Source organism: Nocardioides jensenii JCM 1364 = NBRC 14755, from assembly GCF_001552535.1.
Taxonomy (GTDB): domain Bacteria; phylum Actinomycetota; class Actinomycetes; order Propionibacteriales; family Nocardioidaceae; genus Nocardioides; species Nocardioides jensenii.
The window spans coordinates 1-15,738 of the sequence record NZ_BCRJ01000135.1; the positions used below are offsets into that span (position 1 = coordinate 1).

Below are 15,738 nucleotides of genomic sequence, written 5' to 3' on the forward strand. Positions count from 1 at the left end.
CGGCGCCGGCGCAGCGCGCGGCGCCCGGCGCGCACGTGGCGGTCGATCGACGCCTGGGCGGGACCGTCGCCGAACGAGCTGTCGAGTTGCTCCTTGATGTCCATGGTCTTCTCCCCGTGGTCGATGATGCCGTGTCGCCGGGGGATACGACAGGTGGGACGCTCGCGTTGTCATCGACTCCGGGAAATCTCGGGATCAGGGGAACTCGCGGTCTCCCGCTGGCCCTGCGACCTTCGACTGGATCATCGGGAAGTCCTCGAGGTCACCGACGCCCGCATCGTTGGGGGCGTTGACGCCGTTGCGGTTCTGGCTGGCGGCCCAGGAGGCGATCAGGTTGCCGTCGGCGTCGAGCAGGCGGATCCGGTTGATCACGTCGTCGATGTTGTCGCCGTTGCGGAGCGGCATACCGTCCTTGCCCCAGGTGATGTCGGCGGGCAGGGCCCCGACGTGCTCGACGTAGTAGTAGCCCTCGTTGGTGTCGACCTTCTCCCACTTGCCGTCGAAGAAGCGCACCTCGACCCGCGCCACGGCCGGGTCGCGACGGCCTTCGTGGGTGGCCACGAACTTCCGGCAGTCGGGCACGGCCTCGTCGCGCGTCGCGTCGCAGGCCTGACCGGCGCTGTATCCGTAGCCGAGGTTGGAGATCTCGGGATCGGGTGCGATCCGGAAGGCCGGTGTCAGGACGCCGTCTGTGCTGCCCTTCTGGACGAAGCACTCGCCCCAGAACCTCTGGTTGCCCGAGCGCAGGTAGGCGCGGGTGTCACCGGTCCAGGTGACCACGGCCGCCATCACCACGGGTGGGCCGCCACGCCAGAGGTATTTCGCCGAGTCGTTTGGGCTGTCGGTGTCGTGGCAGGTCTCGACGAGCTGCTGGTTCGTGTCGGGGGGCACGGGGTCGGCGGTCTGGCTGGCGACCGTGCCGTCGTTCTTGCCCGCGTCGTCGGAGGGCCTGGCCTGGACGGCGTACCCGGTGCCGCCGATCACAGCCAGCACGGCCAGGGCGCCGACACCGGTGGTGAGTCGACGACGGCGCAGGGCACGGTGCCCGCCGGCGAGGTGGACGTCGACGGGCAGGCGGTCGGGCTCGTCGTCGAAGAGGCCGTCGAAGTGGTCGTGGAGGTCACGCATGTCAGTTCCTCGTCATCTCGGGGAGTTCGTCGCCCAGGGCGGCGCGCAGGCTCTTGAGGGCGTGGTGGGTGTGGGCCTTGACGGTGCCCGGCGCGATGGCCAGCTCGTGGGCGGTCTGCTCGACGGAGAAGTCCAGCCAGTGCCTGAGCACGACGACCTTGCGTTGCATCGCGGGCAGGGTATCGAGTGCCGCGAGCAGGCTGTGCCGGTCGTCGGCGTCGGCCGCCGGTGGTGCCGCGGCGTCGATGCCCTCCAGTCCCGGGGACTCCCGACGACGTGCGGGTCGTCGGCCCTCGTCGATGTTCGCGTTCAGGATCACCCGGCGCGCGTAGGCGTCATGGGCCCGGTCGTCGCGCAACCGGGGCCACGCGACGTACATCTTGGTCAGCGCGGTCTGCACGAGGTCGTCGGCGCGTCCCCAGTCGCTGGTCAGGGTGTAGGCGAACCGGCGCAGGTAGCCCTGCCGCGTGGCGACGTACTCGCTGAACGCCGTGTCGCGATCGGCCTTGCGCATGGGTGGTCCTCTCGTGCCCGGACTGAGAATGACGGCCTTGAGCCTGTCACTGAGAATGACGGACCGGAAGCCTCCCGGGTTTAGCCCCGACCGGAGATCTCCCACCGGTTATTCAGGACCGCATTGGGCCTGGGAGAAATCTCGACTAATCTGAGGCGGTCAGGGTGGCGGCCAACGCGGGGGACGTTCAATGCGCTACAGGTCTCGGGTGTCATGAACCGACTTCGCCGTCTGCTTCCCTCGCCGCGGAGTCGCACCGTCGTCGCCTTCTCCGCTCTCAGCATCTCGCTGACCGCGCTCGCCGTGCTGTACGACGGCACCGAGGTCGCCGACCTCACGCTCCATGACGGCGGCGTGTGGGTCACGAACGAGAACCTCAACGGTCTCCAGGTGGCCGCTCACCTCAACTACCCCTCGCGGGAGCTGGACGCGAACACCAAGTCCCTGCCGGGGGCCGGCTTCGACCTCTCCCAGGAGGCGAACGCGGTCATGGTCTCCACCGGAGGGAGCCGGTTGAGTGCGGTCGACACCGCGACCTGGGAGACGGACGCCACCCCCGGGGTGCTGCCCGACAGTGCCCGGGCCAGCCAGGGCAGTGAGATCGTGGCGATCGCCGACCCCAACGCCGGCACGGTGTGGGCGGTGCCGGTCGGCGAGGTCGCCAGCTTCGACCCCGAGGGCGTCGTACCCGTGCTCACCGACGCCGTGGGTGTCCGGGCGGTCGCGGGCAAGGACGACGTGATCCACACCGTCCGGCCCGACGGCTCCCTGGTGGACCTGCGCCGCGAGGGCGGGGAGTGGGTGTCCTCCGACGTCGGCTCCACCTCGGCCATCAGCGACACCGAGCTGCAGAACCTCCAGCTGAGCGCCGTCGGCGGCACCGGCATCGTCTTCAACCCCGACGCCGGCTGGATCGCCTGGTCCGACCACCAGGTCGACGTCGACGACGCCGCGGGGCTGCAGCTGCAGCAGGCCGGGGACGACATCGGTGTGGTGGCCCTCTCCGGTCCCTCCTCCTTGGTCCGGGTGCCGCTCGACGGCGGCGCGACCGAGACCAGCGAGGCGCCGAGCGGCGGCACCCCGGTCCCGCCGGTGACGAACGGGAGCTGTGCGTACGCCGCCTGGAGCGGCACCGGTGCCTATCTGCGGGAGTGCACCGACGGCGCCGACGACGTCGCGGTGACGACCTACCCGCAGCTCACCACCGCCAAGGAGCTCGTCTTCCGCACCAACCGCGACGTGGTCGTGCTCAACGACCCCACCAACGGGGACGTCTTCCTGGTCAACGAGAACATGCAGGAGATCGCCGACTGGGAGACGGTGCTGGCCAACCTCAACCAGGACCAGAACGACAAGCAGGACAAGACCGTCGCGGTCACCGACCGGGCCAAGGAGAACACGACGCCCGAGCCGCGCGACGACGCGTTCGGCGTCCGCCCCGGCCAGTCGGTCACCCTGCCGGTGCTGGCCAACGACCTGGACGCCGACGGCGACATCCTGGTCGCCGAGCTCGGCAAGGGCGAGGCCGCCGGCCTGGGCCAGGTGGAGTCCGTGCGTGACGGCCGGGCGGTGCGCATCAACGTGGACCCTGACGCCGCCCCGGGCCGGACGTCGGCCTTCACCTACACCGCCAATGACGGACGTGAGGACGGCAAGGCCGACGCCAGGGTCGAGCTGACCGTCCGTGGCGAGCAACAGAACGGCAAGGCCGAGCTGCTGGTGCCCGAGCGCACCAGTGAGCTCACGATCCGGGCCCGCGGTGCCGGGGAGCACCACATCCTGGGGGAGTGGGTGGACCCCGACGGCGACCCGTTCTGGGTCTCGCACGTGGACTTCCCCGAGGGGCTCTCGGGCACCTACCGCCCCGACGGTCTGATCAAGGTCCGCGACGACGGTCGCAGCGGTCTCCCGCGGGAGCGCAAGGTCAAGGTCACGCTCACCGACGGCAAGGTCAACGGCAGCAACACCGTCGACCTCGCCGTCACCGTGCTGCCGGTCAACGGCAAGGCCAAGCCGGTGGCCAACGCCGACTACGCCACGACGCTCGCCGCCGACGAGTCCGGCGACCACAGCATCACCCTGCGTCCGATGGACAACGACGTCGACCCGAACGGGGACGAGCTCTACTTCTCCCTCACCGGCCGGGTCCCCGAGGGCTTGAAGGTCGAGCAGAACGCCGACGACAGCCTGACCGTCACCGGGTCGCGTCCCGGTTCCACCGACTACCTCGAATACACCGTCACCGACGGCAGCGCCACCGCCAGCAGTGTGGTCCGCGTCGACACCATCGCACCCCAAGACGCCCAACCGGTCCCGGACGACGACCTGGCCGTGCTGCCGCCCAGCGGTGAGGTGCTGGTCGACGTACTCTCCAACGACACCGACCCGCTCGGTGGCGTGCTCGTCGCCGAGTCCGTCAACGTCGGCCAGACCAGCCAGGTCACGGCCGAGGTCGTCGACCACGAGTCGATCAAGATCTCCGACGTCAGCCTCCGCGAGGGCGAGCCGGTCACCCTCACCTACGACGTCGGCAACGGGGCGATGACCGGCACCGGAACGGTGACCGTGGTCCTCGACCCGGCCCGAACCCCGGATGCCCCCGTGGCCGGTGACGACCAGGCGGTCGTGCGCAGCGGAGACGTGGTCACCGTCGACGTGCTCGACAACGACCTGTCCCCGACCGACCTGCCCCTGACCGTGATGCCGCTCGACGCGGGCGCGGTGACCGAGGGCACCGACCTCGGCAAGGCCTGGGTCTCGGAGAACAAGGTGCGGTTCAAGGCCAGCGGAGAGTCCGGCCTGGTGCGCGTCCAGTACACCGTCCGCGACACCGAGCAGCGCTCCCACAGCGCGACCGTCGAGCTGTCGATCACCCCGACCAGCGGTGCCAACGCGGCGCCCCGACCCGAGCCACTGACGGGACGTCTGGTGCAGGGCAACGAGGTCGCCGTACCGGTGCCGCTCGAGGGCGTCGACCCGGACGGCGACTCGGTCTCCGTCGTGGGGCTCGACATCCAGCGGCCGCCACGCAAGGGCACCGTGACCATCGCCGGCGGCAGCATCACCTACCGCGCGGCGGCAGGCGAGGAGAACCGGGGCACCGACACCTTCGGCTATGTCGTCGAGGACGAGTTCGGTCGGCAGAGCACCGCGGAGATGAAGGTCGGCATCGCGGCGCCCCCGGGCAACAACCTGCCCCCGGTCGCGATCGCCGACGAGCGCGACGTACGCCCCGACCGCGTGCTCACCGTGCCGGTCACCGCCAACGACATCGACCCGGAGGGGTCGGCCCTGAGCATCCTCGACGACGTCGAGCAGGTGGCCGGCGACGATGCGCCGGCCGAGGTCGTCGACGGCCGGCTGCGGCTGCGCACACCCGACGAGAAGACCACGCTCACCTACCGCTACCGGATCCGCGACGACCTGGGCGCCGAGAGCACCGCCGACCTCGTGGTCAAGGTCGACCCCGACGCCCCGGCACTGTCGCCCGTCGCGCGCGACGACCGGGTCCCGGTCGCCGAGATCATCGGCCAGACCCAGGTCACCGCCGACGTGCTGGTCAACGACGAGGACCCCGACGGCTCGGTCTCCGAGCTGCTCCCCGAGCTCCCGGAGGAGACCCGGGCAGCCGGGGTGGAGGTCACCCAGGACGGGCAGCTGCGCATCCCGGTCACGCCTCGGCGGCAGCTGATCCTCTACCGCCTCGTGGACCCCGACGGCGAGGTCGGCACCGCCGTCGTGGTCGTGCCCGGGAGCGACAGTGCCGCGGCCAAGCGCCCCGCGCTCCGTGCGGACGCCGAACTGCCGATCGCCGTCGACGCCGGCACGAGCCGCGCGATCGACCTCGAGGACTACGTGGTCGTCCGACCGGGTCGTACGCCGTCCCTGCCGTTCACCGAGAGCATCATCGCCGGCCCCGGACACGACGGCTCCAAGATCAAGACCGGAGACCGCGAGATCACCTTCGGCGCCCGGGGCGACTACTACGGCCCCAGCTCGGTCACCGCGGTCGTCTCCGACACCGAGAGCGACGGTGACTCCGCGGCGTTGACCAGCACCTTGATGCTGCCGGTCTTCGTCAACGCCACCGGCAACACCCAGCCCGAGCTCCGGGTCCCCTCCATCACGGTGGCCACCGGTGAGCCGTGGACCGGTGACCTGTCGATGATGGCGACCGATCCCGATCCCGGCGACCAGGGAGCGCTGGAGTTCTCCGCCGAGAAGGTGGACGCCGACCTGGACGTCGACGTCGACGACGACTCCGACGACCTCACCGTCTCCCCGGCCAAGGGCACCGAGGCCGGGCAGTACCAGTTCGACCTGGTCGTCACCGACGGCAAGACCGCCCCGGTGCGTCGTACCGCCAACGTGACCGTGGTCGAGACCACCCGTGACCTGCTGGCAGTGCGCGACGCCGACCTGGACGCCAAGGCCGGCGAGACGACCGAGGTCGACCTCGACGACTACGTCACGTTCAACCCCTTCGAGAAGGACGGTGAGCCGGTCCAGCTGGTCGGCGAGCCGAGTGTCGTGGCCGGCGCGGCCGAGGTGACGAGCAGCGGACGCATCCTGTCGATCACTCCCGACGACGACTTCTACGGAACCGTCCGCCTGACCTATGTCCTGCGCGATGCCACCGGTCTCGCCGAGCGTGAGGTGCAGGGTCGGGTGACGCTGAACGTGCGCGGCCTGCCGACCGCCCCGACCACCGTCACCGCCGAGGCCAGCAACGCGCAGGTCGAGGTCGACTGGAGCGGTGCCGAGCCCAACGGCGCCCCGATCACCGGCTACCGCCTGACCTGGACCAGCGACGGCGGCGACTCCGGCCAGACCACGATCGACGGCCCGCGCACCACGCACACGGTCACCGGTTTGACCAACGGTGACAGCTACCGGTTCCAGGTGTTCGCGATCAACGAGGTCGGCGAGTCCGCGGCACCGTCCGCCTGGTCCAGGGACGTGGTTCCGGACTACGTCCCCGCAGCACCGAACGACGTCCAGGTCTCGTTCGCCGACGGTGCCCTGCACGTCACCTGGGCGATGCCCGACTACAACGGCTCGCCGGTCGAGCACTTCGAGGTCTCCGCCAACGGCCAGATCACCGACGCCGGGACCAGCCGCCGGGCCACGCTGACCGGGCTGACGAACGGGACGACGTACCGCATCAAGGTGCGTGCCGTGAACGGTGCCGAGGCCGACCCGCACGGCACACCCGGGGCCAGCGCCTGGTCCGCCGAGGTGGCCGAGCACCCCAATGCCGAGCCGACGATCGGGCCGGTCTCGATCGTCGCCGACGCCCCCGACTCCGACCCGTCCGCCCAGCTCTCGTGGACCGCGCAGGACGGCGGCCACCCGATCGCCGGCTTCCAGGTACGCCGAGTCGGCGGCGGTCTGGTCTCCTGCGCCGGCCCGGCCACCGGCACGACCTGCCGGGTCAGCCTGGCCGGTGGTGGTCGGGACCAGCAGTTCCAGGTGCGGCTGATGAACCGCGCCAACCAGGACCGGGCCCGCGGCATCGACGGCTGGGGTGCCTGGTCCGGTGCCACCACCAAGGTCACCGGAGCGACCACGCCCGACCCGGTCCGCGACCTGAAGGTCACCCCCACCGGCTCGTCGGGCCAGGCCAAGGTGAGCTTCTCCTACACCTCGGCGGACCTGAACAACGCCGACCGGGTCGAGTTCTACACCAGCCGCACCGGCACCACCCCGATCGCCTCCGGAACCGGGAGCCACTCCTACCTGATCTCCGGGCTGCCCAACGGCTCCAGCGCCGGCACCGAGGTCTGGGCACGCACCTATGCGAACACCGGCGCCGGCGGTGGCTCCGCCGACAGTGCCCGCCGGTCCGCGTCGGTCAACGCCTTCGGGCCCTGCTCGGTCGACGTGTCCAACGCTCGCCCCGGCTATCGCAGTGTCACCTTCGACTGGCGCGTCACGTCCTCCGGGAGGTCATGCTCCTGGAGCGGCAACGGTGGCTTCGCCAGTGGGTCCGGAGGCAGCACGTCCGGTTCGCACAAGGTCACCACCAGTGGCGACGGTCAGTCCGTGACCCTGAGCGTCACCGTGAGGACCAGCACCGGTGCCGGCGACCCGGCTGTGCCCGCCCGGACCGATTCGGCGAGCGGCACCAGCTTCGCTCTCCGCTCCCGCTTCACCGACGAGGGCGCCGCTCCGACCCCCTCGGGCAACTGTTGGGCCGACTGCTACTGGATCGGGGTGGAGGCCTGGGAGGCCAAGCCCGGGTCGACGGTGTGGTGCCCGATCACGTATTCCGGTGCGGTCGACGACGGGGTGACCCACTGGCACGAGAGCGAGGCCACGGCGGACTCCTCGGGTCACCTCAGGAGCAAGCTCAAGGGGCGGCGCGGCCTGGACGGTGCTCCGGGAAGCTGGAGGGACAGTCCGCCGGCCGACCAGCCCACGAACACCTGTCGCGTCAACAAGCCCTGACCCACGTCCCCCCAACGCTTCGAGGAGCAACCCGCATGCCGCTGACCGACGAGAACGCAGCCTGGTTCCAGCAGACCTTCACCAGGCTGACCGACAACATCGGCATGGCACTGCTCGGCAAGACCGACGTGATCCGTCAGGCCCTGGTCACCATGCTGGCCGAGGGTCACCTGCTCCTCGAGGACGCACCCGGAACCGGGAAGACCGCCCTGGCGCGGGCGATCTCCGCGTCCGTCCAGGGCACCAACAGCCGGATCCAGTTCACGCCCGACCTGCTGCCCTCCGACATCACCGGCGTCACGATGTACGACCAGAACGCCGGCACCTGGGAGTTCCACAAGGGGCCGGTCTTCGCCTCGATCGTGCTGGCCGACGAGATCAACCGCGCCTCGCCCAAGACCCAGTCGGCGCTGCTCGAGGTGATGGAGGAGTCGCACATCACCGTCGACGGCGTACGGCACGGTGTCGGCCGCCCGTTCATGGTCGTGGCCACCCAGAACCCCATCGAGCAGGCCGGCACCTACAAGCTCCCCGAGGCCCAGCTCGACCGGTTCCTGATGAAGACCTCGGTCGGCTACCCGGACCGGGGCGCCGCCCACGAGATCCTCAGCGGCTCCGCGAACCCCGACCGGACCAAGGACCTGCCCGCGATCATCTCCTCGGAGGCGGTCGCCCAGATGATCGACATGGTGCGCGACAACCACGTCGACGGGTCCGTGATCGACTACGTCCAGAGCCTGACCGAGGCGACCCGCGACGACCCGGAGACCTCCCTGGGGGTGTCCACGCGTGGGTCGATCGCGCTGGTCCGAGCGGTGCGGGTGCTCGCGGCCGCGCAGGGCCGCAACTACGTCACGCCGGACGACGTCAAGGCGCTCATCGTGCCGGTCTGGTGCCATCGCCTGATCCTGACTCCCGAGGCCGAGTTCGCGGGCACGACGCCCGAGGCGATCATCGCCCGGGTCCTGGCATCGGTGCCCGCGCCGCAGCTGCGCGGCGTCGGCGCCTGAGTCGACGTTGTCCATGAGTGTCGCGGCTCTGCGCAGGTCGGTGGGGGGTCAGGTCCGTCGGGTCCGTCGTCCCGTGAGCACCGCATGGCTGGATCGTGCCAACCAGTGGGTCTCGCCGGCCGGGTGGGCAGCGACGGCCGGGGTGCTGGTCGGACTCGGGCTCGGCGTACCGCAGGGGTGGACCGAGTTGCGCGTCGTCGGCCTGGTGTGCGGGGCCGTGCTCGCGCTCTCACTGATGTGGGTGCTCGGCAGGACCTCCTACGAGGTCGGGTTCGAGCTGCACCGTCAGCGCGTCGTCGCCGGCGAGACCGCGAGCGGCCGGGTGCTGATTCGCAACCGCGGACGTCGTGCCCTGTTCCCGACCCGCATCGAACTCAACGTCGGCAAGGGTCGAGCGCACTTCACCCTGCCCAGCCTGTCGCGCGACGAGGAGCACGAGCAGCTCTTCGACGTCCCCACCCGGCGTCGCGGGGTGATCACGATCGGCCCGGTCGCCTCGGTGCGCACCGACCCGCTGGGCCTGCTGCGCCGCACCCAGCGCTGGTCGGAGTCGGTCGAGCTCTACGTGCACCCGGTCACCGTGCCGCTGCGCAACGACGCCACCGGCTTCATCCGCGACATCGAGGGCGTGACCACCCAGGAGCTGTCCTCCAGCGACGTCTCCTTCCACGCACTGCGTGAGTACCAGCCCGGCGACGACCGGCGGGCGATCCACTGGCGTACGACGGCCCGGGTCGGCCGGTTGATGGTGCGCCAGTTCGAGGAGACCCGCCGCGCGCACCTGCTCGTGATCCTGCCGACCCATCCCGACGACTACGGCCAGGAGCGCGACCTGGAGTCCGCGATCTCGGTCGCGGCGTCCCTGGGCCGGCACGCACTCAGCCTCGAACGCCAGGTCAGCATCTTCACCTCGAGCGGGCTGCTCGCCACCACGACCGGGCCGCTGATGCTGGACCGACTGGCCGAGCTCGAGCCGGCCCGACGCCAGGTCTCGATGAGGGACCTGGCCGCCCGGGCGATCGGGCTGGTCCCGCAGGCCTCGGTGGCGGCCCTCGTCGCCGGCCGCCCGGCCGAGCTCCTCGACCTGCGCACCGCCCACAAGGCGCTGCCTCCATCGGTGTCCACGTTCGCCGTGCGCTGCGCGGCCGGCGTTGACCTGGCTCACCGGCGGATCGGGGACCTGGCGCTCCTCGACGTACCCGATGTCCAGGCCCTGCCCCGCGCCGTCCGGAGCCTGCGATGAGCGCGACCGGCACCCACTCCCACTCCCGCTCGGTGTTCACCGGGACGGCCACCCGGCGGGCCGGCCCCTGGCAGTCGCCACTCGTGCGCCGCGGGGCGGTGGACCTGGCCGCGGTGACCGGGCTGCTCGCCCTCGGGGCGATCGGGTTCGGGCCGGTCTTCGGCGAGCACGTGGGCTACGTCGCAGCCGGCGGCGGGGTCCTGCTCGGGCTCGCCATCGGCACCCTGGGTGCGTGGCGGAAGTGGAGCCGCCTGGGCACCCTGCTGGCCGGCATGCTCGGCTACCTCCTCCTGGGAGGACCGATCGCGCTGCCGTCCACGACGATCGCCGGCGTGCTGCCCACCCTGGAGACCATCCAGCGACTGACCGTGCTGTCCTGGCAGTCGTGGCGCGACCTGCTGACGGTGGGCCTGCCGGCCGGCCAGTTCGACGGCCCCGCCGTCGTGCCCTTCCTGACCGGGCTGGTCACCGCGACCCTGGCCTCCAGCGCGGTGCTCCGGCTGCGCACCTTGCGCTGGGCCGTCCTGGTCGGGTTGCTGGCCCCTTTCGTGCTGCTGGTGGTCGGGATCCTCTGGGGCTCCCACCTGACGCTCTTCCCTGCAGTCCAGGGCGCCCTCTTCGGTGCGGTCGCGCTGGTCTGGGTCTCGTGGCGGTCGCGGTTGGGCGACCCGGACACGCACGCGATCTTCGCCCGCCAGGGCGCCTCCACCCGGGTCCCGAGGATGCGTCAGGCGCTGATCGGGGCTGCCACGCTTCTCGTGGCCGGCGCGCTGGCGATCGGCGTCACCGGCTGGGTGGCCCCGCACCCGGACCGCAACGTGTTGCGCGACCATGTCGTTCCGCCGCTGGACCTGCGCGCCTACCCGAGCCCGCTCACCTCGTTCCGCAACCTCTCGGCCACGTTGGAGAAGGAGACGCTGTTCACCGTCCAGGGGCTCCACCCGGGCGGCCGGATCCGGCTCGCCGCGATGGACCTCTATGACGGGGACGTCTACAGCGTCACCGAGAAGTCGGCTGCCTTCGAGCATGCCGGCGAGACCATCCTGCCGGGCGAGTTCTCCGACCAGGACGCCGAGACCGACGAGCTCGACGTCCGGATCGAGGCGTACGACGGGGTGTGGTTGCCCGGTGGTGGTGACCTGCGGGGAGTCGACTTCACCGGCGGCGGCGCCGAGGGGCGGGCCGCGGGACTGTTCTTCAACCCGGCCACCGGCACCGCGCTGACCACGGCCGGCATCGGGGAGGGGACGACGTACACGGTCGAGGTGGCACGCGCCGACAACCAGAAGGCCGCGGACCTGCCGCTCGACCTCGCCCCGGACCTGTCCTTCCGTCTGCCGACGAACACCGCCCGGGTCGACGCGGTGGGCAACAAGCTCGCGGACTTCACCGCCGAGGCAGTCACCCCGATGGAGCAACTGCGCCAGATCGAGGCCACGTTCCGCCGCGACGGGTTCTTCGCCAACGGCACCGACGAGGGGATCCCCTCCTACGCCGGACACACGATCACCCGGATCGCCCAGCTGCTGGACGGGAAGAGCCGGCAGATGATCGGCGACGACGAGCAGTACGCCGTCGCGTTCGCACTGATGGCCCGCGAGCTCGGGCTGCCCGCGCGCGTGGTGATGGGCTTCTATCCGCCCGCCGACCGGGCCGGCTCGGACGACGCCCCGGTGGAGGTGACCGGGGACGACGCCCATGTGTGGGCCGAGGTCCGCTTCGAAGGAGCCGGCTGGGTGACCTTCGACCCCACCCCGCCCGAGGACCAGAAACCTGACGTGAACACGCCGGAGCCGAACCCGCGCAACGAGCCGCAGATGCTGCCGCCCCCGGAGGTCCCCGAGGAAGCCGACCCGAGGGAGCCGCCCAAGGCCAGCTCCGACGTCGACCGCGACCAGGACGACGATGTCCTGAGCGGCGTGTGGAAGTGGATCGCCGTCGGCGGTGGGCTGGTGCTGCTGCTGGCGCTGCCGTTCCTGCTCATCGCGCTGGCCAAGTCACGGCGGCGACAGCGACGGCGCCGGGCCGCGAGGCTGGCCGACCGGATCAGCGGGGGGTGGTCGGAGATCATCGACCTCGCCACCGACGTCGGCCTGCGCGTTCCGCGGCACTCGACCCGGGTCGAGTCGGCGATGCTGCTCGGCAACGCGATCCCGACCTCGTCCGGCCTGACCATGGCCCACCGTGTCGACAGCCACGTCTTCGGGGTGGACGAGCCCACGGATGCCGACGCGGACTCGGTGTGGGAGGCCGTTGACGGGCTGCGTGGCGAGTTCCGCGAGGGTGCCGGTGCTCGAGACCGGTTCCGGGCCCGGTTCTCCCTGCGCTCGCTGCTCGCGGCGTCGAGGGAACGACGTACGACGAGGGCCCGGCAACGTGCCGATGCCAAGGCCCGAGAACGGGCACTGGCAGGATTCGGTCCATGAGCGCGGTGGCCTTCGAGATCCGGGCCGGGGCTGCGACGCATCCCGGCGCGGTCCGTGCGGAGAACCAGGACGCCTTCCTGGTCCGCTCTCCGGTCTTCGTCGTGGCCGACGGCATGGGTGGACACCGCGCCGGCCGGGCCGCGGCGGAGGGCGTCGTCGAGGCCTTCCGGCAGCTCGATTGGGACGACTGGGCAGATCCGGGGCTCCTCGCGGCGGCCACGCTCGCTGCCACCGGTCGGGTGCGCGGCCTGGCCCGGGAGCGTGAGGGAGCCCCCGGTTCCACGGTGACCGGCGCCGCCCTGGCCAATCATGACGGCGTACCGTCCTGGCTGGTCTTCAACATCGGTGACTCACGCACCTATCTGCTCCGCGGCGAGAGCCTGGAGCAGGTCACCGTCGACCACGCCGAGGCCCCGGGGCACGAGATCACCCGCGCCATCGGAGCCGGCCTGCGCCGTACCCCCGAACCCGACCAGTGGCTGGTGCCGGCCGCGGTCGCGGACCGGGTCCTGATCTGCTCCGACGGGCTCACCGACGAGTTGAGTGACCCGCTGATCGCCGCGCTGCTGCTGACGAACCAGGACCCGGCCGCGGCGGCGGACGAACTCGTCCGCGCCGCGGTCAGGTCCGGAGGCCGCGACAACGTCACCGCGGTGGTGGTCGATGCGGTGACCGTGCGAGGTGCGTCGCTGGTTGCCGGCCTGCTCGACGATGACACCCGACCGGACCGGCCGGTGGTGATGTCATGACCGCGCAGTGGGTGCCCGGTGACGACCACGGGCTGATCTGGCCCGCCGGTGTCGCGCTGCTGGACGGCTCCGTCGGCCTGGACACCGTGACCCGGCTGTGGGAGCGGATCAGCCACGTCGAGCAGCTGGGGGAGTTCCTCACCGCCCTGTCCGAGACCTTGGGCAGCGGGCTGCTCGGCCTGCCCGCGTTCGCCGTGGGCGTCGGGGTGGCCGAGGACGAGGGGCACTTCGCGGCGCGCGGTCGGCTGGGCGCCGTGGTCGGCACTGCAACGGGTGAGCGGGTCGCGGTCACCGGCGACGCGATGACCACCTGGGTCGAACGGCACGTTCGTCGCCCGGCCGAGGTGCTTCTCTCCTCCGGTGGCGCCGTCGCCGCAGGGGGTCCGCGTCGACCAGTCGGCTCAGGGGTGGTGCCGGCCTCGCTGGTCTCACTGGGCGGGTTCGACGTCGTCCCGCAGACCGTCGAGTCCAGTGGCCCGACACCACGGGTGAGTGCGGACTTCATCAGCGCGGTGCCGGGTGCTCCATCAGCCGTGCCCGTGACGCCGGTCCCCGCTCCCGGCCTCGTGCCAGCTCCGTCGGCTGTCGACGCATGGACCCCCGACCACGATCCGGAGAACATCACCAGGATCGCCGCGAAGTCCCCACCCGTCGCGCCGCCGACTGCGCCGACGGCCCCCGGCGGCCTGCTCGCCGTACTCTGCGCGGCCGGACACGCCAACCCGCCGCAGCGTCCCACCTGCCGGACCTGCGGACAGGGCCTCAGCGACCGAGCCGTGCGCGTGCCGCGACCCAGCCTGGGCCGGATGGTCGTGTCGTCGGGGGAGGTGCTCGAGCTGAACGGACCCGTGGTGATCGGTCGCGCACCCCGCGCCTCCCGGTTCCAGGGCGCCGACGCTCCTCGGCTGCTCACCCTGCCGCACCAGCACATCTCGTCGAGCCATCTGGCGCTTCGCATCGAGGACTGGAACGTGCTCGTGGTCGACCTCGGATCGACCAACGGCACCTTCCTGCGCCGCAACGGCAAGCCGCCGTACCGTCTCTCCGAGCAGCCCCACCTGGTGGTGCCCGGCGACGTGGTCGACCTCGGCCACGGGGTCCGGCTGCGATTCGAGGAGCTGCCATGAACCGACCCACCAGTCCGCCACCGGAGCTGCCGGGCTTCGCCTACGAGGGTCTCCTCGGGAGTGGGGGATTCGCGGACGTCTACAAGTACGAACAGCTGGGACTGCGGCGCCACGTCGCGGTCAAGGTGCTGCTCACCGACATCCATGACGACGTCCAGGCCTCGTTCGCCCTCGAGGCCAGCGTGATGGCGCAGTTGTCCAACCATCCCTCGATCGTGAGCATCTACCAGGCCGGGACCACGCCGCCCGGACGACCGTTCCTGGTGATGGAGTACTGCCCGCCCCCGCACCTGGGTGGACGACTGCGGGCCAGGCCGCTCTCGTTGAGCAAGGCCCTGGACGTGATCGTGCAGCTGTGCGGCGCCGTCGAGACGGCGCACCGGTTGGGCATCCTGCACCGCGACATCAAGCCGGCCAACATCCTCTTCACCGCGTTCGGCCGGGCGGCGTTGACCGACTTCGGCATCTCGGTCACCACCAGCGGCGCCGGCTCCGGCCAGGGGGTCGGTGTCTCGGTGCCGTGGGCGCCGCCCGAGCAGCTCAGCGCGGGTTCTCCGATGGGTCCGAGCAGTGACGTCTACTCGATCGCGGCGACACTGTGGGCCGCGTTGGTCGGACATTCGCCGTTCCACGTGCTGGGCGGGGCCAACGACTCCGTGTCGATGGCGGCGCGGGTGCGCACGATGGCGCCCCCACCGACCAGGCGGCACGACGTACCCGAGTCCCTGGAGCGTGCACTGCGCACCGCCATGGCCAAGTCGCCGCACGAGCGATTCGACACCGCGTTGTCGTTCGCCAGGGCGCTGCAGGGCATCCAGGCCGAGCTGCACCAACCGGTGACGACGATCGACGTCCTCGATGAGCACGTGGTCGACACCGAGGCCGAGGAGTGGCCCGGCGGCACCAGGATCAGCGGATTCATCTCCATCGACCCCGATGCCGGGCCTGCGACCGACCCCGGGACCGGCCCGTCCACCGGCTCGACCGGCCCCTCGACCGGCCCCTCGACCGGCCCCTCCGCCCTCCCGACCGGCCCGTCGGCGCCGATGCCCGGGTGGGACCCTTCCCCGCCGGGGTTGGGCCCGGAGGGC

The 15,738-nt window shown here is 71.3% G+C and carries 9 protein-coding genes; 7 read left to right on the forward strand and 2 right to left on the reverse strand.

From position 1 onward, the window contains the following. Nucleotides 1-195: 195 nt before the first annotated feature. Nucleotides 196-1,128, reverse strand: a complete 933-nt coding sequence (locus NJ4_RS23355) for a hypothetical protein (protein ID WP_067441331.1) — start codon at nt 1,126-1,128, stop codon at nt 196-198. A 1-nt stretch (nt 1,129) separates the two neighbouring features. After that, a complete protein-coding gene (locus tag NJ4_RS23360) occupies nt 1,130-1,642 on the reverse strand; it encodes a SigE family RNA polymerase sigma factor (RefSeq protein ID WP_067441333.1) in 513 nt (170 codons plus the stop codon). A 213-nt stretch (nt 1,643-1,855) separates the two neighbouring features. On the opposite strand from NJ4_RS23360, the gene NJ4_RS23365 reads away from it, so the two are divergent. The 7 genes from NJ4_RS23365 to NJ4_RS23395 all read left to right on the forward strand — a co-directional run. Beyond that, nucleotides 1,856-8,092, forward strand: coding sequence for an Ig-like domain-containing protein (locus tag NJ4_RS23365; RefSeq protein WP_067441335.1), 6,237 nt, complete (start codon nt 1,856-1,858; stop codon nt 8,090-8,092). Between the two features lie 35 nt (nt 8,093-8,127). Then, complete coding sequence (locus tag NJ4_RS23370) at nt 8,128-9,102, forward strand: AAA family ATPase (RefSeq protein ID WP_067441340.1); 975 nt, start codon at nt 8,128-8,130, stop codon at nt 9,100-9,102. A gap of 73 nt (nt 9,103-9,175) precedes the next feature. After that, nucleotides 9,176-10,345, forward strand: a complete 1,170-nt coding sequence (locus NJ4_RS23375) for a DUF58 domain-containing protein (RefSeq protein WP_067441343.1) — start codon at nt 9,176-9,178, stop codon at nt 10,343-10,345. Continuing rightward, nucleotides 10,342-12,771, forward strand: a complete 2,430-nt coding sequence (locus tag NJ4_RS23380) for a transglutaminase-like domain-containing protein (protein ID WP_067441346.1) — start codon at nt 10,342-10,344, stop codon at nt 12,769-12,771. Before NJ4_RS23375 ends, NJ4_RS23380 begins: the two co-directional genes overlap by 4 nt. Continuing rightward, nucleotides 12,768-13,520, forward strand: a complete 753-nt coding sequence (locus NJ4_RS23385) for a PP2C family protein-serine/threonine phosphatase (RefSeq protein ID WP_067441349.1) — start codon at nt 12,768-12,770, stop codon at nt 13,518-13,520. The genes NJ4_RS23380 and NJ4_RS23385 overlap by 4 nt, the downstream gene beginning before the upstream one ends. Beyond that, nucleotides 13,517-14,647, forward strand: a complete 1,131-nt coding sequence (locus tag NJ4_RS23390) for an FHA domain-containing protein (RefSeq protein WP_067441352.1) — start codon at nt 13,517-13,519, stop codon at nt 14,645-14,647. Before NJ4_RS23385 ends, NJ4_RS23390 begins: the two co-directional genes overlap by 4 nt. Next, on the forward strand, nt 14,644-15,738 hold a 1,095-nt coding region (locus NJ4_RS23395), incomplete at its 3' end, for a serine/threonine-protein kinase (protein ID WP_157551315.1). The genes NJ4_RS23390 and NJ4_RS23395, both read left to right, overlap by 4 nt.